The sequence below is a fragment of the Lysobacter sp. CA196 genome, assembly GCF_052078695.1.
Classification (GTDB): domain Bacteria; phylum Pseudomonadota; class Gammaproteobacteria; order Xanthomonadales; family Xanthomonadaceae; genus Lysobacter.
This window is the reverse complement of sequence record NZ_JBQJIN010000006.1, coordinates 218,407-235,882: the sequence shown is the minus strand read 5'-3', so window position 1 is coordinate 235,882 and position 17,476 is coordinate 218,407. Positions and strand designations below refer to the sequence as shown.

At 69.1% G+C, this 17,476-nt stretch carries 15 protein-coding genes; 13 read left to right on the top strand and 2 right to left on the bottom strand.

Annotated elements, in window-relative coordinates:
* Window positions 1-1,086: 1,086 nt before the first annotated feature.
* Both ACTOWK_RS08550 and ACTOWK_RS08545 read right to left on the bottom strand, forming a co-directional pair.
* On the bottom strand, window positions 1,087-1,815 hold the full coding sequence (locus ACTOWK_RS08550) for a copper homeostasis protein CutC (RefSeq protein ID WP_441329756.1): 729 nt from the start codon (window positions 1,813-1,815) through the stop codon (window positions 1,087-1,089).
* An 8-nt stretch (window positions 1,816-1,823) separates the two neighbouring features.
* Window positions 1,824-2,846: a N(4)-(beta-N-acetylglucosaminyl)-L-asparaginase gene (locus ACTOWK_RS08545; protein WP_441329748.1), complete on the bottom strand. Its 1,023-nt coding sequence runs from the start codon at window positions 2,844-2,846 to the stop codon at window positions 1,824-1,826.
* A gap of 405 nt (window positions 2,847-3,251) precedes the next feature.
* Here ACTOWK_RS08545 and ACTOWK_RS08540 point away from each other — a divergent pair, with 405 nt between their 5' ends.
* The 13 genes from ACTOWK_RS08540 to ACTOWK_RS08480 all read left to right on the top strand — a co-directional run bounded on the left by ACTOWK_RS08540 (window position 3,252) and on the right by ACTOWK_RS08480 (window position 17,460).
* Window positions 3,252-4,247, top strand: coding sequence for a sigma 54-interacting transcriptional regulator (locus ACTOWK_RS08540; RefSeq protein ID WP_441329747.1), 996 nt, complete (start codon window positions 3,252-3,254; stop codon window positions 4,245-4,247).
* A gap of 217 nt (window positions 4,248-4,464) precedes the next feature.
* Window positions 4,465-4,731: a hypothetical protein gene (locus ACTOWK_RS08535; RefSeq protein ID WP_441329746.1), complete on the top strand. Its 267-nt coding sequence runs from the start codon at window positions 4,465-4,467 to the stop codon at window positions 4,729-4,731.
* A 28-nt stretch (window positions 4,732-4,759) separates the two neighbouring features.
* Entirely contained in the window at window positions 4,760-6,667 is a 1,908-nt protein-coding gene (locus ACTOWK_RS08530; RefSeq protein ID WP_441329745.1) for a phage tail sheath family protein, read from the top strand.
* Window positions 6,668-6,697: 30 nt separating this feature from the next.
* The gene (locus ACTOWK_RS08525) at window positions 6,698-7,222 is read left to right on the top strand and encodes a phage tail protein (RefSeq protein ID WP_441329744.1); all 525 of its coding nucleotides are present in this window, start codon (window positions 6,698-6,700) and stop codon (window positions 7,220-7,222) included.
* Window positions 7,219-8,001, top strand: a complete 783-nt coding sequence (locus ACTOWK_RS08520; RefSeq protein ID WP_441329743.1) for a hypothetical protein — start codon at window positions 7,219-7,221, stop codon at window positions 7,999-8,001. Before ACTOWK_RS08525 ends, ACTOWK_RS08520 begins: the two co-directional genes overlap by 4 nt.
* A complete protein-coding gene (locus tag ACTOWK_RS08515; protein WP_441329742.1) occupies window positions 7,998-8,960 on the top strand; it encodes a hypothetical protein in 963 nt (320 codons plus the stop codon). Before ACTOWK_RS08520 ends, ACTOWK_RS08515 begins: the two co-directional genes overlap by 4 nt.
* On the top strand, window positions 8,957-10,240 hold the full coding sequence (locus ACTOWK_RS08510; RefSeq protein ID WP_441329741.1) for a DUF4255 domain-containing protein: 1,284 nt from the start codon (window positions 8,957-8,959) through the stop codon (window positions 10,238-10,240). The genes ACTOWK_RS08515 and ACTOWK_RS08510 overlap by 4 nt, the downstream gene beginning before the upstream one ends.
* A gap of 26 nt (window positions 10,241-10,266) precedes the next feature.
* Entirely contained in the window at window positions 10,267-12,354 is a 2,088-nt protein-coding gene (locus ACTOWK_RS08505) for an ATP-binding protein (RefSeq protein ID WP_441329740.1), read from the top strand.
* Window positions 12,351-12,611: a hypothetical protein gene (locus ACTOWK_RS08500; RefSeq protein WP_441329739.1), complete on the top strand. Its 261-nt coding sequence runs from the start codon at window positions 12,351-12,353 to the stop codon at window positions 12,609-12,611. The genes ACTOWK_RS08505 and ACTOWK_RS08500 overlap by 4 nt, the downstream gene beginning before the upstream one ends.
* Window positions 12,608-15,127, top strand: coding sequence for an eCIS core domain-containing protein (locus ACTOWK_RS08495; RefSeq protein WP_441329738.1), 2,520 nt, complete (start codon window positions 12,608-12,610; stop codon window positions 15,125-15,127). The genes ACTOWK_RS08500 and ACTOWK_RS08495 overlap by 4 nt, the downstream gene beginning before the upstream one ends.
* Complete coding sequence (locus tag ACTOWK_RS08490) at window positions 15,124-15,837, top strand: hypothetical protein (protein WP_441329737.1); 714 nt, start codon at window positions 15,124-15,126, stop codon at window positions 15,835-15,837. Before ACTOWK_RS08495 ends, ACTOWK_RS08490 begins: the two co-directional genes overlap by 4 nt.
* Window positions 15,838-16,234: 397 nt before the next feature.
* Window positions 16,235-16,738: a hypothetical protein gene (locus ACTOWK_RS08485; protein ID WP_441329736.1), complete on the top strand. Its 504-nt coding sequence runs from the start codon at window positions 16,235-16,237 to the stop codon at window positions 16,736-16,738.
* Window positions 16,672-17,460 carry a hypothetical protein gene (locus ACTOWK_RS08480; RefSeq protein WP_441329735.1) on the top strand — a complete coding sequence of 263 codons (789 nt, stop codon included), beginning with the start codon at window positions 16,672-16,674 and terminating at the stop codon, window positions 17,458-17,460. The genes ACTOWK_RS08485 and ACTOWK_RS08480 overlap by 67 nt, the downstream gene beginning before the upstream one ends.
* The last annotated feature ends 16 nt before the right edge of the window (window positions 17,461-17,476 follow it).

The following is a 17,476-nucleotide window of genomic DNA, read 5'->3' as shown; positions in this document are numbered from 1 at the left end:
TGAGACCTTGGCGGACCCAGGCCATGATGGCGCCGCGCTCTTCGGGACTCAGGTGGGTGTAGTGGTGGCCCATGTGCAGAACCCTTCGGTGGGTGATGCACTTAAGCTTAGAGACCGCCTAACCAAAAAAGTTGCTTTGTTTTGAATCACCAGCCCGCACGAGCGATGCATCCGCGGTGATTTTTCGTACGGGACATCCCTGTCCCGATGAAAAACAGCCCGCATCCCTGCGGGCCGCCCTTCGGGTCTTCGACTGCCTTCGCTAGTGCGGGACGGCGCACAGCGAAATGCCAAGACCAAGGCCAACAATAGGAAATCGGACTGCAGCGACGCCATCCCCTGTAGGAGCGGCGTGAGCCGCGACCGCGGGACGCGCGGAGACAACAACGCCAATGCCATCCATCGAAGCGACGCACTTTCGCCGGGGTAGGAGCGGCGCAAGCCGCGACCGCGAATCTGTGGCTTCCGGCGCGGGCAATCCAGCTCGCGTGGTCGCGGCTTGCGCCGCTCCTACCCAAGAACAAGCGCGAACCCTCAGCCCGTTGCCGTTGCCGTTGCCGTAGCGGTTGCGGTTGCGGTTGCGATGAAAGCTTGGCGCAGTTCCAAACTTGCGATGCAACCGTAGACCCGGAGGGCGGCGCACAGGACGTGCGCCCAGCGTTTAGACCGAATGACTCGATAGGACAAGGATGTCCTATCGAAAAATCCCGGCGCCAGCTACGTACTCGCAGGGGAGCTTCGTCAAGGAAGGCCTCCCTTTGGTTAGCTTTCTTTTGGGCCAGCAAAAGAAAGTAACCCAGCCGCATTAGCGGACGGAAGCTGTAGATGTTGCTTCAACGCTCAACGGTAAGAAACGCCGTAACGGCAAGCGGCGTGGTCGCGGCTTGCGCCGCTCCTACCCCGCGACAGTTCACGGCTTCGATCGATGACGTCTGCGCTGCTGCCTCTGCGCGTTCCTTGGTCGCGGCTTACGCCGCTCCTACAGAGGGCTGCGGCCGGCAGCGCAGCGAGATCGATGCCGCGCGGTCGCGGCTTGCGCCGCTCCTACCCTAAAAGCGCGATTCACGCCCCCAAGACCATACACAACTACCCCCGCAAAGCCTGCAGCAACTCCCGCACCCTTCCCTCATCGCTCTGCTCCCAATCCGCCGCCAACCCCGCCAGCGCCTCGTTGCGATAGCGCATCGCCGAACGCGTCGGCAGCTTCGCCGAGGCGTGCAACTCATCGACCGCGGCGCGCTGCGCAAGCGCGACGATGTTCTGCGGGGTGACACCGGCACCGGCCATCAGGCCGATGCGTCCGGCCGCCTGCGCCACCAGCGCGGCGATGCGGTCGGCGCCGCTCCAGGCATCGGCCGCGCCGCCGGAGGTCAGGATCCGTTCGCAACCCAGAGCGATCGCCGCTTCCAGCGCCCGGCTCTGGTCGCGCGCGGCGTCGAAGGCGCGATGAAAGGTCACGCCGAGCGAGCCGGCCGCCGCGACCAGCTCGCGGCACAGCGCGCTGTCGACGTCGCCGTCGGCATCGAGCGCGCCGATCACCACGCCATCGCAACCGAGCCGCACACAAGCCTCGACGTCGGCGCGCATCACCGCGAGTTCGGATTCGTCGTAGAGAAAATCGCCGCCGCGCGGACGGATCAACACGTACAAGGGAATGCGTAAACGCTCGCGGGCGACCGCCAGGGTGCCGTAGGATGGGGTGGTGCCGCCCTCGCCCAGGTTCTCGCACAGCTCGACCCGGTCGGCGCCGCCGGCCTGCGCGGCGAGCGCCGAGCCCAACGAGTTCGCCGAGATTTCCAGGCTGCGCCGGCTCATGACGGCGCTCACGTCCGCTCGGTCGTATAGACCGAGCGCGAGTCGAGCAAGGCATCGCGTTTGCCGGCATCGCAGACGGCGTAGACGAAACCGCGATGCAGCGCGTGCGCGCCGACTTCGCCGTGCTTGTTGATCGCCAGGAAGCAGACCTGCAGGGTCTTGCTCGCCTGCGGCCGCTTGCGCACCAGGCGGTCGATCGCTTCGCGGCAGGCCTCGTCGGGGCTGCGGCCCTGGCGCATCAGCTCCACCACCAGAAAGCTCGCGGCGTTGCGCAGCATTTCCTCGCCGACGCCGGACGCGGTCGCGGCGCCGACTTCATTGTCGACGTACAAGCCGGCGCCGACGATCGGGCTGTCGCCGACCCGGCCGTGCAGCTTCCAGGCCATGCCGCTGGTGGTGCAGGCCCCGGCGAGCTTGCCGCTGGCGTCGATGGCGAGGATGCCGAGGGTGTCGTGGTTGCTGCTGTCGCCGGGCTTGGCAGTGTCCAGACGCTCGGCGTTGATCTTCGGTGCGTACTTCGAAGTCTTGCGCCATTCCTGCCAGGCGGCGCGGGCCTTGGCGGTCAACAAGACCTGTTTCGGAAAGCCCTGCTCGACCGCGAATTGCTGCGCGCCGGCACCGACCAGCAACACGTGCGGCGTGCGCTCCATGACCCGGCGCGCGACGCTGACCGGATGGGCGATGTCTTCGAGCGCGGCGACCGCGCCGCAACGGCCGTCGCCGTCCATGATGCTGGCGTCCAGGGTCAGCACGCCGTCGCGGTCCGGGTTGCCGCAACGGCCGACGGTGCTGTTGCACAGATCGGCCTCGGCCCAGCGCGCGCCGGCCTCGACCGCATCCAGCGCGGAACCGCCGGCGGCGAGCACCGGCCAGGCCGCCTGGTTGGCACCGACACCGAAGTCCCAGGTCGACACCAGCTTGGCGCCGGTGCTGTTCTGACCCGAAGCCTGCCCCGATGCGGCGAAAGCCGGCAAGGCAGCGGAAGTGGCGGCAAGCAAGGAGCTGTGCAGGAAGCGACGGCGGGAGGTCATGGCATGGATTCGTTACGGCGCGAAGCGCGGACCGCCGACACGCTAGTCGCCGCGGTCGGTACGCGCAAGCGTGCACGAGACGCATGCCGCCCCGGTACGCGATCCGCTCGCTGCGGCCCGAGATCGCGTCACGGCACCGACAACGTCACGCTTTCGACGAATTTCGACGGCATTGCGCACCCTTGACGCACGGATACCGGCGCGACCCGGCAGGGGGGAGGAACGGCCAGGGCCGCGGCATTCGTCCGGTTTGGCCGCCGCCCGCCATCGATCGCGTTCCCTAGCAGGTGGCCGCGGCTGCGGCCCGTCTCCCCCGCTTCGACGCCGTACGCCCGCGCCGGAGGCCACCCGACAAGGAAGATGTCCATGCCACGGACTTCCGCAACGAAGCCGACGGGACCGTCTATGTCGATGATCGGCGAGTCCGAGCCGATGCAGGCCGTCCGGCGCCTGCTGCAACGCTATGCCGGCTGCAATGCGCCGATCCTGATCGAAGGCGAGACCGGCACCGGCAAGGAACTGGCCGCGCGCGAGGTCCATTACGCCAGCCCGCGCAGCCTGGGGCCGTTCGTCCCGATAAATTGCGGAGCCCTGCCCGATTCGCTGCTCGAATCGGAACTGTTCGGCCATCGCCGCGGCGCCTTCACCGATGCGCGCACCAGCGAGCCCGGGCTGGTCGAGTATGCGAACGGCGGCACCTTGTTCCTCGACGAGATCGACTCGTTGTCCGCGCGTGCACAGACCATCCTGCTGCGTTTCCTGCAGAACGGCGAGTTTCGCGCGGTCGGCGAACGCCCGGTGCGTGTGGCCGATGTACGCATCGTCGCGGCGACCAATATTTCCTTGCTCGCCGCGGTCGAGGCCGGGCACTTCCGCCGCGACCTGCTGTATCGGCTGAACGCCTTGTATGTGGCGCTTCCGCCGCTGCGCGAACGCGGTCACGACGTGGTCCTGCTCGCCCGGCATCTGCTGGGGGAGATCGTGCGCAACCAGGACATGCCAGCGCGCGAATGGAGCCCTGCGGCATTGCAGGCGCTGGCCCGGCACCGTTGGCCCGGCAACGTGCGCGAACTGGAAAACGTGATCCTGCGCACCTGTCTGCGCTCGGACCTGCCCGATATCGGCATGGAGGAATTGAGTTTCGCCGATGCCTCCATGCAAGCCGAACCGCAGCCGGCGACCGAATCGGCGTCGGCCGATCCGATCCAGCACCCGCAAGGCTTCGCCTCGGCCAAGCGCCGGGCGATCGAAGCGTTCGAGCGCAGCTATCTGATCGGCTTGATGCAACAGGCCAAGGGCAACATCAGCCATGCCGCCGAGATCTCGCATACCGAGCGCCGACACCTCGGCAAGTTGCTCAAGCGCCACGGCATCCACGGCGATCGATTGCGCATCGGCTGAACGCAGCGAATGCCCGCGCGCACCCGGCGATGTGGGTGCGCGCGCACCCGGACGTCTTCGCCGCCCACACTCGCGAGCCGCGCCGCTTTCCGTCGACCGGCAATCTTCGCTTCGCTTTTCATGACCTTGCCCCGACTTCCTCTCGGCCCGGGTTAATCGCGAAAAAGTTGGCACGGCGATTGCTTGCTATCCATCGTCGGAGCAAGGAAACGCCGCAATGACGATGCCGGAACGAGCGCAGGAACGCGACGCCGAAATCGAAGCCGCGGTGCTCGGCTACATCGGCGCGCATCCGCTCGCCGCCGACACGCTCGACGGCATCGTCCGGTGGTGGCTGCCGCAGCAACGCTACGTCACCGCCCACGCGCGCATCGAAGCGACGCTCGAACGCCTGGTCGACGACGGCGCGTTGCGCCTGCGCCGTCTGCCCGACGGCACCGCGCTGTACTCGCTCGGCCGCGCGCCGACGCCCTTCGCATCCTGATTCCACGAACCCAGCAAGGAGAATGGTCATGCCAGCTGCGCTCACCTACCCGGGCGTCTACGTCGAGGAGATTCCAAGCGGAGTCCGCACCATCGCCGGGGTCGCGACCTCGATCACCGCCTTCGTGGGACGCGCCCGGCGCGGCCCGGTCGACCGGGCCATCGTGATCAACAGCTTCGGCGACTTCGAACGCCGTTACGGAGGACTGTGGCTGCACAGCCAACTCGGCTATGCGGTGCGCGACTTTTTCCTCAACGGCGGCAGTCAGGCGATCATCGTGCGCCTGTACGCCTCCAACACCGCCAGCTTCGCCAGCCCGGCCGCCGAAGCGGCGGCGATCGCAGTCGCCGCGGCGGCCACCGGCGACAGCGCCGCGGCAGCGGCTGCCGCGGCCGAGACCAAGGCCAACACCTACCCCAACGACCCGGAGAAAAGCGCCGCCAAAGCGGTCGCCCTGGTCGCCAAGGGGGCTTCGGAAAAACCCGATGCGACTGCGCAAACGGTGCAGAAGGCGGCCAAGGCCAGCATCGCGCCCGCGCGCGCGCCGTTGACGATCAAGGAGCTGTCGCTGGAAGCCGCCTATGAGGGCGCCTGGGGCGGCAAGCTGCGCGGCGAAATCGTCGCCTCGCCCAACGCCGAGGTCGCACTGGCCTTCGGCGTAGACCAGTCCGCGTTGTTCAACCTGACGGTGCGCGACGCCAGCCCGGGCGGCACGGTGGAAACCTATCTCAACGTCACCGTGGTCGAAAGCCCGCGCCGTATCGATCGGGTGCTCGAATCCGAATCGGCCCTGGTGCGGGTCAAGGGCGCCCTACCGGGTTCGGTCAGCGCCGGCACCGACGCGATCACCACCGCCGAGGCCGACGTCGGCGACGCCAAGACCGAGCTCGACGACTTGATCAAGTCCGGCGCGTCGCAGGCCGACATCGACGCCGCGCGCACGCTGTGGGAGACCAAGCGCGAAGCGCTCGCGGCGAAATACGAAGAAGCCGACCAGGCCGCCTCCGACGGCAGCCACCTGGGCGCGCTGCACTTCCTGCCCGACCAGGGCATGCAACTGAAGAAGGGCTTGTACGCGCTGGAACAGTCCGACCTGTTCAACCTGCTGTGCATTCCGCCGTACAAGAGCGTCGACGGCGTTCAATTCGACGCCGAACCGATCGTGCTCTCGGCCGCGACCGCCTATTGCGAGCGACGCCGGGCTTTCCATGTGATCGACCCGCCGAGCGGCTGGACCAGCAAGGAGGCGGCGATCGCCGGCCTCGACACCGTCGCCGACCCCAAGAGCCGCAACGCCGCGATCTTCTTCCCGCGCCTGCGCCAGCCCAACCTGCTGCGCGACAACGGCATCGAGAACTTCGCTCCCTGCGGCGCGGTGGCCGGCATCTTCGCCCGCACCGACGCCAGCCGCGGCGTGTGGAAGGCGCCGGCCGGACTCGACGCGACCCTGGTCGGCGTACCGCAGTTGTCGGTGCCGCTGACCGACGCCGAGAACGGAGAGCTCAACCCGCTCGGCATCAACTGCCTGCGCGCGATGCCGGCCAGCGGCCGCGTGGTCTGGGGCGCGCGCACCCTGCGCGGCGCCGACCAACTCGCCGACGAATACAAATACACGCCGGTGCGCCGTACCGCCTTGTTCATCGAGGAGAGCCTGTTCCGCGGCCTGAAGTGGGTGGTGTTCGAGCCCAACGACGAACCGCTGTGGGCGCAGATCCGCCTCAACGTCGGCGCCTTCATGCACAACCTGTTCCGACAGGGCGCGTTCCAGGGCAGCTCGCCGCGCGACGCCTACTTCGTCCGCTGCGACAAGGACACCACCACCCAGAACGACATCAACCTGGGCGTGGTCAACGTCATGGTCGGCTTCGCGCCGCTGAAACCGGCCGAATTCGTGGTCCTGCGCATCCAGCAGATCGCCGGCCAGATCGACGTCTGAGTCTCTCATCCACGCCTCAGGAGCACTTCCATGGCCCAGTTCACCGTCAATGCGCAGCGCTTCGACCCGTACAAGAACTTCAAGTTCAGGGTCAAGTGGGACAACAAATACGTCGCCGGCATCAGCAAGGTCAGCGCGCTCAAACGCAGTACCGAGGTGGTCAAGCACCGCGACGGCGGCGACCCCAGCAGCAGCCGTAAATCGCCGGGCCGCACCGAATTCGAGGCGATCACGCTCGAACGCGGCGTCACCCACGACAAGGAGTTCGAGCAGTGGGCGAACAAGGTCTGGAACTACGGTTCGGGCCTGGGCTCGGAGGTCTCGCTGAAGGACTTTCGCAAGGATCTGATCGTCGAGGTCTACAACGAAGCCGGCCAGCTCGCCATCGCCTACAAGGTGTATCGCTGCTGGGTCTCCGAATTCCAGTCGCTGCCCGATCTCGACGCCAACGCCAACGCGGTCGCGATCCAGCGACTGAAACTCGAAAACGAGGGCTGGGAGCGCGACGTCGACGTGGTCGAACCGGCCGAACCGAGCTTCACGGAGCCTGCATGAGTTCCGCCGCCGCACCGGTAGCCAGCGTTGCCGCGACCTCCGCCTCCGGCATGGTCGATACCCTGCTGCGTACTTGGGAAACCGCGTACTCGGCCTCGCCTGCCGAGCGGGCGCTGGGACTGCTGGCGGCAGCCTGGCCCGAATACGATCGTTCGCATTGGCGCCGACTCTGCCTCGGCGATCGCGACGCCTGCCTGCTCCTGCTTCAAAAAGGATTGTTCGGCGGACGACTGCACGCCGTCGCCGCATGCCCGGCCTGCGGCGATCGCCTCGAAACCGACTTCGACGCAGGCGAAGTCTGCCCCTTGCCCACACAGATGCCGTCGCCGCGCGAGCCCTTGCTGCTCGAGCACAAGGACTATCGGATCTATTTCCGCCCTCCGTGCAGCGACGACATCGCCGCGCTGGACGACGGCGCGGGCCGGGGCGAAGGCGCGACCCTGCTGCTGCAGCGCTGCGTGGTCAGCGCGCACCGCGGCCGGGAGCCGGTAGCCGCGGCGCAATTGCCGACCTCGCTGCGTCGACGAGTCATCGCGGCGATGGCCGATCACGACCCGCTCGCGGATCTGCGTTTGGCCGTCGAATGCCCCTCCTGTCGTCACGCTTGGTCGGCGTCGCTCGATGTGGCCGGCTACCTGTGGGAGGAACTGGACGATTGGGCGCAGGACCTGCTCGCCGAAGTCCACGTGCTGGCGCGCCACTACGCCTGGTGCGAACGCGACATCCTCGCCATGGCGCCGACGCGGCGCCGTTTCTATCTCGACATGGTGCAGGCATGAGCGCGCGCCACCACCCCGCAGACAGCGAGCGCGGTCCGGAACGGCCCGGCGCGGACGCCGACGGCTTTCTTGATCGCGTGGTGGCGCGAACCCGCCAACAGGGCCCCTTGTTGATCCGTCGTCGACCGTCTTTGTTCGAGCCACGGCAGCCCTCGGGCCCCGCGCCGGAGATCGTCGAGTCGATCCTCGTCGCGCCGGCACCGGCGCCGATGACGGCGCTCGCCAGGCCAAGTGCATGGCCCGAAGAACATGCCCGGGTGGAGAGCGCGGCACCTAAACCGACGCCCGGGACTGCGACCCGAGCCACCGCACCGACGCCGGCCTTCGCGGTCAACGCGCAGCCGCAAGCGTCGCTGGCGGTACCGGCGGCGGGCTCGTCCGCGATCGGGCCGCCTTATCGCAGCCATCGCCTTAGCGACCAGGATGGACCCGGTTCCACAATGCAACGCCTTCCCGATGCACGCCCGAACCGAAACACACCGAGCGACCCGATGAGCGGCGCCGTGGCCGCCGAGCCCAAGCCACGCAGCGAACGCAACGATCACATCGAACCCATCGCGCGGATCGAACGCATCGAACGCATCGAGCGTCCGACGCGCATCGAACACCTACAGCCGCAACCGCAAACGAGCATCGCACGCGCCATCGGCCTGCATGTCCACGAGCCCGCCGTGGAGCCGCCGCAACGACTGGCAGCCCCGGCAGCCCTGCCGAGCCCGATGCCGCGCAGACGCGACACGGCGCCGGTCGCGCCGGTAGCGAACCCCGGTCGCGCGGCCGCCATGGCGCTCGCTCCGGTCACGGCGCCGCCGGCACCGATCCAGGTCACGATCGGGCGTCTGGAGGTCGGTGCCGTCGCACCGGCGGCATTCGCAGCGGCACCGGCCACGGGCCCTGCGCGCGAGCCGAAACTCGGCCTCGACGATTATCTGCGTCAGCGTCATGGAGGACGGCCATGAGCAACGCTCTGGCGATCGCTGCCGTCACCGCGGGATTGAAGGACCTGATCGGCAACGGCTTGCTCGGTCTCGATCTGTCGGCGATAGGCAGCGTCAGCGTCAGCGCGTTGCCGCCCGACCGCATCACCACCGGCCAGACCGAGCCTAACCAACTCAATTTGTTTCTCTATCAGGTCACCCCGAACAGCGGTTGGCGCAACCAGGAACTGCCTGCCCGCGACGGCGCCGGCGCCCGCATGGGCACCCCGCCGCTGGCGCTCGACCTGCACTATCTGCTGACCGCGTACGGCGCCCAGGACCTGGCGGCCGAAGCCCTGCTCGGCCTGGGCATGCAGTTCCTGCACGAAACCCCGACCCTGAGCCGGGCCCAGTTGCGCATCGTGCTCGGGCCGCCGACGCCGCCGTTCGGAGACTTTTCCGCGCTGAGCCTCGCCGACCAGATCGAGTGGATCAAGATCAGCCCGAAATATCTGAACACCGAAGAGCTGACCAAGCTATGGACGGCGATGCAGGCTCGTTATCGCCCCTCGATGGCTTACCAGGTGTCGGTGGTGCTGATCGAGTCCGACGCGGCTGCGCGCAGCGCGCTGCCGGTACTCAAGCGCGGCGCCGACGACCGCGGCCCGAAGGCCGTCGCCGCCGGCGCTCCTCGCCTCGACGATGTCCGTCCGGCGGCATCGGAACTGCTGCCCGCCGCGCGCCTGGGCGATCTCCTGCGCTTGCGCGGCGAACGACTGGCCGCAACGGCCGTGCAGGCGATCTTCGAGGCCGCCCGCGGTGGCCTGCACCAATCCTTGGCGCCGAGCGCGGGCGAAGACGAGCATTCCCTGTTGCTGCCGCTGCCCGCGGCCGGCGATGCGGGCGCGCTGGCGGATTGGTGCATCGGGCAATACGCGGTGCGCTTGCGCGAGGAAGCCTCGCCAGGACAGCCCGCGCTGCTCAGCAATACCGTGGTGTTGGCGCTCGCGCCGCTGATCGAAGTGACACCGCTGGCCGCAGCCGCCGGCGACATCGCGCTGACGCTCCGATGCCGGCCGCGCTTGTTGCCGGCCCAGCACGACGCCGTGCGCCTGTTGTTCGGCGACACCCAGGTGCGGGCCGACAGCATCGACACGCCCGCCGATCCGGCCGAACCGAGCGTGCTGGAGTTCACCGTAGCGGACGTGGTCGCCGGCGACTATCCGGTGCGCTTGCGCGTGGACGGCCTGGATAGTCTGCCCAGCGTCCTCGGTGCCGACGGCTTCGAGTTCGATCCGCAACAAACCGTGGTGGTGGCATGAGCCGCCGCTGCGACCAGGAGACCGATATGCACGCTCGCGTAGCCGACGAAATGGAACGCTGGGCCGAAGCGAACCAGGCTTACCTGGCGGCGTCGCTGCATTGGCTGCGGTTACGGGTACAACGCCTGACGACGGCGGCGACACAAGCGCCACCCGCGAGCGAACGCAGCACGACGCGCTGGTTCGCCCGCGGCGCCGTGGTCGCGCCGCTGGAAGTCTCGGCCGCCGCAGTCCCGTCGACGGCGGACGAACAAGCCGCCGCTGCGGCACGTGCGAAGGCCGCGCAGTCCGAACCCGCGCCGGCCCTGCTCCTGCTGGCCGAACGACTCGGTTTGAGCCCGTTCGAAACCGACACCCTGCTGCTGTGCATAGCGATGGAACTGGACCCGGCCCTGCCGGGCATGATCGCGGCCGTGCAAGGTGCGCCCCACCCCAGTTTCGCGCTGGCGCTGCGTTTGTTCGAGCAGCCGGTCTGGGACGCGCTGGCACCGCAGCGCCCCTTGCGTCATCTGCGCCTGATCGAGATCAACCAACCCGGCGCGACCCCGCTGACCGCGGCCGCATTGCGCGCCGACGAACGCGTGGTCAACTACGCCAAGAGCCTGAACCTGCTCGATGCGCGCCTGGAAACACTGCTGCGCGATCAGCCGGCGCTGCCGCCGATCGCCCCCTCGCAACAGCGGCAAGCCGAACAGATCGTGGCCATCCTGCGCGCCCACGGCGCAGAACGCGACGAGGCCGATGCGGATCCCGGCCCGCTGCCGCTGGTGCAACTGACCGGCGGCGACGCCGGCAGTCGCTACGCGATCGCGGCCCATGCCTGCGCCGCGTTCGGTTGCCGCCTGTATACGCTGCCGGTGCGGTCGTTACCGACCGCGCGCAGCGAACTGGAAACCCTGGCCCGGCTCTGGCACCGCGAAAGCCTGTTGCTGCCGGTGGCCTTGTTCCTGGATGCCGACGAACTCGATACCGACAACGGCGAAACCGCGGACGCCGTGCGGACGTTGCTCGGGCATCCGCTCGGGCTCGCCTTCGTCGGCTTGCCGGGCTCGGCGCTGCGCATGGACGGCGCGCAATGCACCGCGGAAGTGCAACTGCCGAGCGCCGCGGAGCAACATGCGGCCTGGTGCGACGTGTTGCCGACCGCGCTGCCGGACCGCGAACGCCAGGCCGAAGCGCTGTCCGGCCATTTCCGCCTCAATCTGCGGCAGATCCACGAAGTCGCCGCGAGCGCCCAGGCGCGCGGCGGCGAAGCCTGGGAAGCCTGTCGCGACCTGTCCTCGTCGCGGCTGGATACCTTGGCCCAGCGCCTGGAGCCTAAAGCGCGTTGGGAGGATCTGGTGCTGGGCGAGGAAGCGATCTCGCTGCTGCGCCAGATCGCCGGCCAGGTGCACGAGCGCCATCGCGTCTATCAGCAATGGGGCTATGCCCAGCGCATGAATCGCGGCCTGGGGCTCAGCGCTCTGTTCGCCGGCGAGAGCGGCACCGGCAAGACCATGGCGGCGGAAGTCATCGCCAACGAGCTGCGCCTGCACCTGTACCGCATCGACCTGTCCTCGGTGGTCAGCAAGTACATCGGCGAAACCGAAAAAAACCTGCGCCGCGTGTTCGACGCCGCCGAGCAAGGCGGCGCGATCCTGTTCTTCGACGAGGCCGACGCCTTGTTCGGCAAGCGCAGCGAAGTGAAGGACAGCCACGACCGTTACGCCAACATCGAAATCAACTATCTGCTGCAACGCATGGAGGCCTTTTCCGGACTGGCGATCCTGGCCACCAACATGAAGTCCGCGCTCGACGGCGCATTCCTGCGACGGCTGCGCTTCGTGGTGAACTTCCAGTTCCCCGGGCCGAACGAACGCGCCCGCATCTGGCACAACGCGCTCGCGCCCGGCGTGCCGAGGGAAACGCTCGACTACGACCGCCTGGCCCGGTTCGGCCTGTCCGGCGGCAACATCCACAGCATCGCCTTGAATGCCGCATTCTCGGCGGCCCAGGGCGGCGTCGCGGTATCGATGCCGTTGCTGCTGGCCTCGCTGCGGGTGGAACTGCGCAAACTCGGCAAGCCGGTCAACGAAAGCGAATTCGCCGCCGGCGCCGGCCGGAGGCTCGGATGAGCGTCAGCGTGCACATCGAGCGAGTGATCGTGCATGGCGCAAGCATCGCCGATGCGCAACGCGGCGAGTTCGTACGGACCTTGACCGATGAGTTGGCGCGCCTGATCGGCGATCGCCGCCTCGCGGACGCACGCGGCAGCGCCTCGCTGGCGCGGTTGGCGGCGCCGGCGATCCGCATCGAGGGTGGCACCGCGCGCTTGGCGCGCGCCGTCGCCGGCTCGGTCGCCGCGTCCCTGGGCCGGGAGATCCGAAGATGAACAAGGCCACCTCGCTCACCGCCACCTCCGCGCTGGCGCCGATACCGGCCAAGGACGGCATCCTGGCGCGCCGCTGCGAGTGCGGCAACCACACTGTCGCCGGCGCGGTCTGCGGCGAATGCGCGCAGCACGCACCCGCCGCGTCGTCGGCGCCGCTGGCAGCCGATGCACGCCCCGCGGCCAGCGTATCCGGTGCCCCCACCCTGGCCGCGATTCCGCCGGGACCCTCGCTGCACCGCCAAGCGTCGGCGTTGCGCGCACCGCCGGCGCCGCACCGACGCGCGCCGGTTTCGCTGGCCGCCGCGGTCCTGCCGCAGCGCATCGATGCCGGGTCGGGACACGAGCGCGAAGCCGACCGCATCGCCGAGACCGCCGTGCAACGGCTGTCGATGCCGACCACTGCGCCAGCGGGCGACGACGCCGCGCAAGCGCCCGCATCGGCCGCGCGCATCGCCGAGCTGGGCGCGGGCCGGCCGCTGTCGGAGTCGCTGCGCAGCGCATTCGAGAACGCATTCTCATGGGATTTCTCCGGCGTGCGCGTGCACACCGGCGATGGCGCCCAAGCCGCGGCCGGGCGTCTCGGCGCGCGCGCTTTCACTTACGCGCGCAATCTGATCTTCGGGGCCAAGGTCGCCGATCCCGAAGCGGCCGAACATCGCCATCTGCTCGCGCACGAGCTGACCCACGTCGTCCAGCAGGACCTCGGCGCCGGTGCATCGCCGGCACGCTCGGGCCTGTCGCAGCATATCGCCGCGGCACCGATGCAAGCCCAGGCCGCCCCCCTGGTCACCGCCGTCGCGGTTTCCGCTGCCGAACTCGGCGTCGGCGGCAACGACATCACGGCCACCGCGACCGTCGCCGGCCGCAGCGCCCTGACCTGGACGGTCAACCCCGGCGGAGCGGCGCCCGCCGGCGTGTCGGTCGTAGGCGGCGGTCGTCGGGTCAGGATCCGTGCCGTGCAGCCGCCGCCGGGCACGGTGGTCGGCGGCACGCCGCTCACGATTCGCGCCGAGGTCGCCGGCACGCCGGCCGACAACGCCGATTCCATCGCGGTGCGCCTGGTCCAGGTGACCAGTGCCACCTATGCCGCGGCGCCGGCATTGGTACCGGTGCCGGCATTGGTAGCGGGCGCGGCGCCGGCCGGCACCGCCGAGCCCAACCGCGACGGCATCAACGGCAATACCGCCACCGTCAACGCGATCACCGCACCGGGTGTTCGCCCGGTACGGGTGACCTTGCGCCGCGCGCTCGGCGCCGGCGTCGCCGGCACCGTCATCACCCCGGGCGCACAGACCGGCGACATCCGCGTGCGCATCACCGACACCGCCACCGGTGCGCGACTCAACGAAACCCAGCCCGTCGCCGCACCCGTGGCCGGCGCCTCCGGCCTGATGGCCGAGCTGACCGTCAATGCCGTGCCGACTCGGTTGACCGCGCTGAACTTCGCCGGTGCCGCAGGACCCTACGGCGTGCGCAACCGCATCGTCTTCCAGTCCTCCGACGCCTTGCACGCGCCGCTGACCCGCATCGTCGGCGAGCTGATCACTCTCACCCGCGACGATTTCAACCTGGGCCCGGTCAATCCGCCGATCGGCTTCAACAACGCCTTCAATCTTGCTTTGGCCGTGCCGGCCAACGCCTGGGTCGACCAGTTGGTCACCCCGGTCGCGCTGCCCAACGTCGCCGACGCACTGCCTGCCATCGACGTCAACCGCTTCGTCGGGCCCGGCGTGGCGCAGTTGCCGCGCTTCTGGAACTTCCGCCAGCGCTTCCAGTACTCGTCGTGGCAGGGCGCCGGCGCCGTGGTCAGCCGCACCTTCGCCGATGGCGTGCACGAACGCTCCCTGCGCGGCTCGCCCACCGCCGGATTCCAGTTCCGTACCAACCATCGTTTCGGCGCGGTCGCCGCGCCGCCGCGCAACGACCCGTATGCCGGCAATCCGTTGATCGTGTTCAGCGCGGTCACCGCGACGCCGACCGCGGCCGGCGCGACCGCGCTCGCTGCGGACGACAGGGCGACGGCGCGGCTGACCGTCGCCTCGACCGTCGCCGGGCGCAGTGCCCGATGGGCCGTGCTGGCGGGCGATAGCGCGGTGACCGCGGGCAATCCCGCGGCGCTGCCGGCCGCAGCGACGCTGACCGCCGGCCTGCGCGCCGGCAACTTCGGCCTGCGCGCGGCCGACACGATCTTTCCCAACCGCCGCGCCGACGGCCGCGTGCGGGTCGACGCCGTGCGCCTGCGCAACATGCGCGCGGCGCCGAGCCCGGTACCGGTCGGCGTCCTGACCAGCGTCGTCACCCTCGACGCCAACCCCGGCGGGCGGGTGGTGAATTTCATCGTCGACCCCGCCGCGACGGCCGCAGGCGTCGTCGTAGCGGTCAACGCGGTGCCGCCGGGCGTGGCGGTCGCAGCGACGGTGACGCGCCCGGCAGGCTTCACCGGTGTCGTCACCGTCACCGCGACCGACTCGGTACTGGTCGCACGCACCGCCACCACCAGGATCCGCTTCAGATGAACATGCACTCCGAACAGCACGAGGCGGTGCAATCCATCGAGGTCGAAGGCCTGCGGGTACGCGCCGGCTTGCGCGTCGCGAGCGCCGTCCTGCTCGCCGGGGCGCCGATAGCGTTGAGCTATTTCGTCGAAGTCGAAGGCCCCGGGCGTTTGCATCTGGCCGTCGGCGGCGACCGCGCCAAGCAGCGTCCGGCGGGATTCGGGTTCCGCGCCACCCTGGCCGGCACCGGTACGGCGCTGGCCGACCCCTGCGCCGGCGTGCCCGATCTGGGCGGCCCGATCGGCCTGGTCGTCGTCGCAGCCGACACCCCGTGGCGCCAGACCTTGCTGCTGAATCAGTTCGTCGCCCTCGAGAACAGTCGCCGCTCGATCGCCGAAGGCGAACACGACCTGTTGACGCTGACCTGTCGGCGCGCGCTGAAACTGGCGACCAACGAGGACGGCGCACTCGACCTGGCGAATGCGACGCCGTTGGAACTGACGCTGTCGTTCGCGCTCGAACGCGACGACGCCACGGTCGCGGCGATAGCGGCCACGCTGGCACAAGAGATCTTCGACGGTCCGATCGAACGGCGCGAACCGGCGCTCAGCGAATTGTTCGCGATGCGCGACGCCGCGCGTACCCAGATCCGCGCCCTGACCCAGCATCCACAGGCCGCCGTGGCCGAACGCGCCAAGCAGGTATTGGACGCATTGGAGTCGGTGTCGTGAGGGCGTTCGCACCGTCCACCCGACGAGCGCTCGACTCCCCCCACGGCGCGCGCCACGACGGCGTCATGCGCGGTGGCGATTCGTGCAACGCCCGGAGGAGCCGCTGATGGACCACCATCGCCTTCACCCTCGCCTGCGACGCAAGAACACCGCCGCACCGGCGCGCGTCGCCATCGGGGCGAGCGCGGCGCCGGTTACCGCCCGCGAATGCCGGGAACGTCCCTCCTCTGCGCGCCCCCCGTCAGGCACGGACTTCGCGCGCGTAGGCGCGCACGCCGCGCAAGCGACGCCACGGACCGGCCAGGCCGATCCGGACGACACCACCACGATTCCGCGAATACCGTCCTTCGTCCTGCAGCCACCGTCGCTGCTCGAGCCGCGGCCACGCTTGCCGAACATGTCGCTGGTTCCGCCGTTGCGCCTGTCTCCCTTGCCCGGCGCGACGACCTCGTTCCTGCCGTCGTCGACCACGCCGGCGCTATCGCCGATGCCGCTGCGGCTGCCGTTGCAGGCACCGTTCGGACCCGTGCCGCCGTCGAGCGGCCTGGATCCGAACTTCTGGCAACCGCCCTCCACCGACATGAACTCGCGCATCGACTGGCTCGGCATCCGCCGTGCCTACAGCGCCCGCGGCAGCTACTTCGGTTCGCGCGATGCGACGTCCTTCGTCGCCGAAGCGCATCGTTCGGCCGAGCTCATGCGCACGATCGGCATGCCGGAGCGCTTGCGCTTAGGTCCGATCGACCTCGACTTGCTCAACCTGGGGCTGCGCATGCAGGCCGACCAGCTCAACGCCCGCGACAACCCCAATGTCATGGATCGCATGGACCGGGAATGGAAGAGCCACTACCCCGACGACCGGCGCACGCCGAACATTCCGATCTTCAGCCGGGATTTCTGACCGCGATGGAACGCCAGAGTCTCGACCGCAGCCCGCTTCGAGCCGCCCCGGCGGCGAATCCGTTCGCGCCGCCGCTGCGCGACGCGCAGGAAGCGCCGGCCGATCAGCCCCGGCTCCATGTTCCGATGCCGCGCAGCCAGATCCATCTCGATCCGATCGATTCGCGCTTCCCGCCGCTGGCGCCGCCGACGCCTTTCGGTGTGCGCCGTTTCGCGCCTTCGCTGTCGCTGGTGCCGCCGCTGCAACTGCCGCGGCTCCCCATCGCGCCGCCGGCGCCGGAGAACGGAACGACACTGAAGGGTCCCGCTCCGGTAGGGCCGATGCCGGAAGGACCGACACCGTCGCCGCCCTTGCGCATGCCGGCGGATTTTGTGCGGCCCGCGCCGGGTCCGGACCCGAACGCGCTGATCGACTGGCGCAGCATCCGTCAACACTACAACCTCAGGGGCGCTCCATTCGGAACCGCCGACGGCGATTCTTTCCTCGCCGAATACCGGCGTATCGACCAGATGTACCGCACGCTCGGCTTCGACCGCGACATGCGCCTGGGCCCATTCAAGCTCGACCGCAACTCGATCATCAACCTGGGGCTGGGCAAGCAGGCCGAGCAACTGACCTCGCGCGACTCCCCCAACATGATGGATCGCGATGCGGCCTTGCGAAAGCTCTTCTATCCGGATGAAAAGCGGTTCGTCTTTTCGTTCCCATCGATCCGCTTCTAGAGCCGCCGCCGGAGGA

What these genes read in the sequence shown, in the direction of transcription:
- ACTOWK_RS08550 (WP_441329756.1), bottom strand. Translation starts at nt 1,815, where the DNA reads ATGAGCCGGCGCAGCCTGGAAATCTCGGCGAACTCGTTGGGCTCGGCG.
- ACTOWK_RS08545 (WP_441329748.1), bottom strand. Translation starts at nt 2,846, where the DNA reads ATGACCTCCCGCCGTCGCTTCCTGCACAGCTCCTTGCTTGCCGCCACT.
- ACTOWK_RS08540 (WP_441329747.1), top strand. Translation starts at nt 3,252, where the DNA reads ATGTCGATGATCGGCGAGTCCGAGCCGATGCAGGCCGTCCGGCGCCTG.
- ACTOWK_RS08535 (WP_441329746.1), top strand. Translation starts at nt 4,465, where the DNA reads ATGACGATGCCGGAACGAGCGCAGGAACGCGACGCCGAAATCGAAGCC.
- ACTOWK_RS08530 (WP_441329745.1), top strand. Translation starts at nt 4,760, where the DNA reads ATGCCAGCTGCGCTCACCTACCCGGGCGTCTACGTCGAGGAGATTCCA.
- ACTOWK_RS08525 (WP_441329744.1), top strand. Translation starts at nt 6,698, where the DNA reads ATGGCCCAGTTCACCGTCAATGCGCAGCGCTTCGACCCGTACAAGAAC.
- ACTOWK_RS08520 (WP_441329743.1), top strand. Translation starts at nt 7,219, where the DNA reads ATGAGTTCCGCCGCCGCACCGGTAGCCAGCGTTGCCGCGACCTCCGCC.
- ACTOWK_RS08515 (WP_441329742.1), top strand. Translation starts at nt 7,998, where the DNA reads ATGAGCGCGCGCCACCACCCCGCAGACAGCGAGCGCGGTCCGGAACGG.
- ACTOWK_RS08510 (WP_441329741.1), top strand. Translation starts at nt 8,957, where the DNA reads ATGAGCAACGCTCTGGCGATCGCTGCCGTCACCGCGGGATTGAAGGAC.
- ACTOWK_RS08505 (WP_441329740.1), top strand. Translation starts at nt 10,267, where the DNA reads ATGCACGCTCGCGTAGCCGACGAAATGGAACGCTGGGCCGAAGCGAAC.
- ACTOWK_RS08500 (WP_441329739.1), top strand. Translation starts at nt 12,351, where the DNA reads ATGAGCGTCAGCGTGCACATCGAGCGAGTGATCGTGCATGGCGCAAGC.
- ACTOWK_RS08495 (WP_441329738.1), top strand. Translation starts at nt 12,608, where the DNA reads ATGAACAAGGCCACCTCGCTCACCGCCACCTCCGCGCTGGCGCCGATA.
- ACTOWK_RS08490 (WP_441329737.1), top strand. Translation starts at nt 15,124, where the DNA reads ATGAACATGCACTCCGAACAGCACGAGGCGGTGCAATCCATCGAGGTC.
- ACTOWK_RS08485 (WP_441329736.1), top strand. Translation starts at nt 16,235, where the DNA reads ATGTCGCTGGTTCCGCCGTTGCGCCTGTCTCCCTTGCCCGGCGCGACG.
- ACTOWK_RS08480 (WP_441329735.1), top strand. Translation starts at nt 16,672, where the DNA reads ATGGAAGAGCCACTACCCCGACGACCGGCGCACGCCGAACATTCCGAT.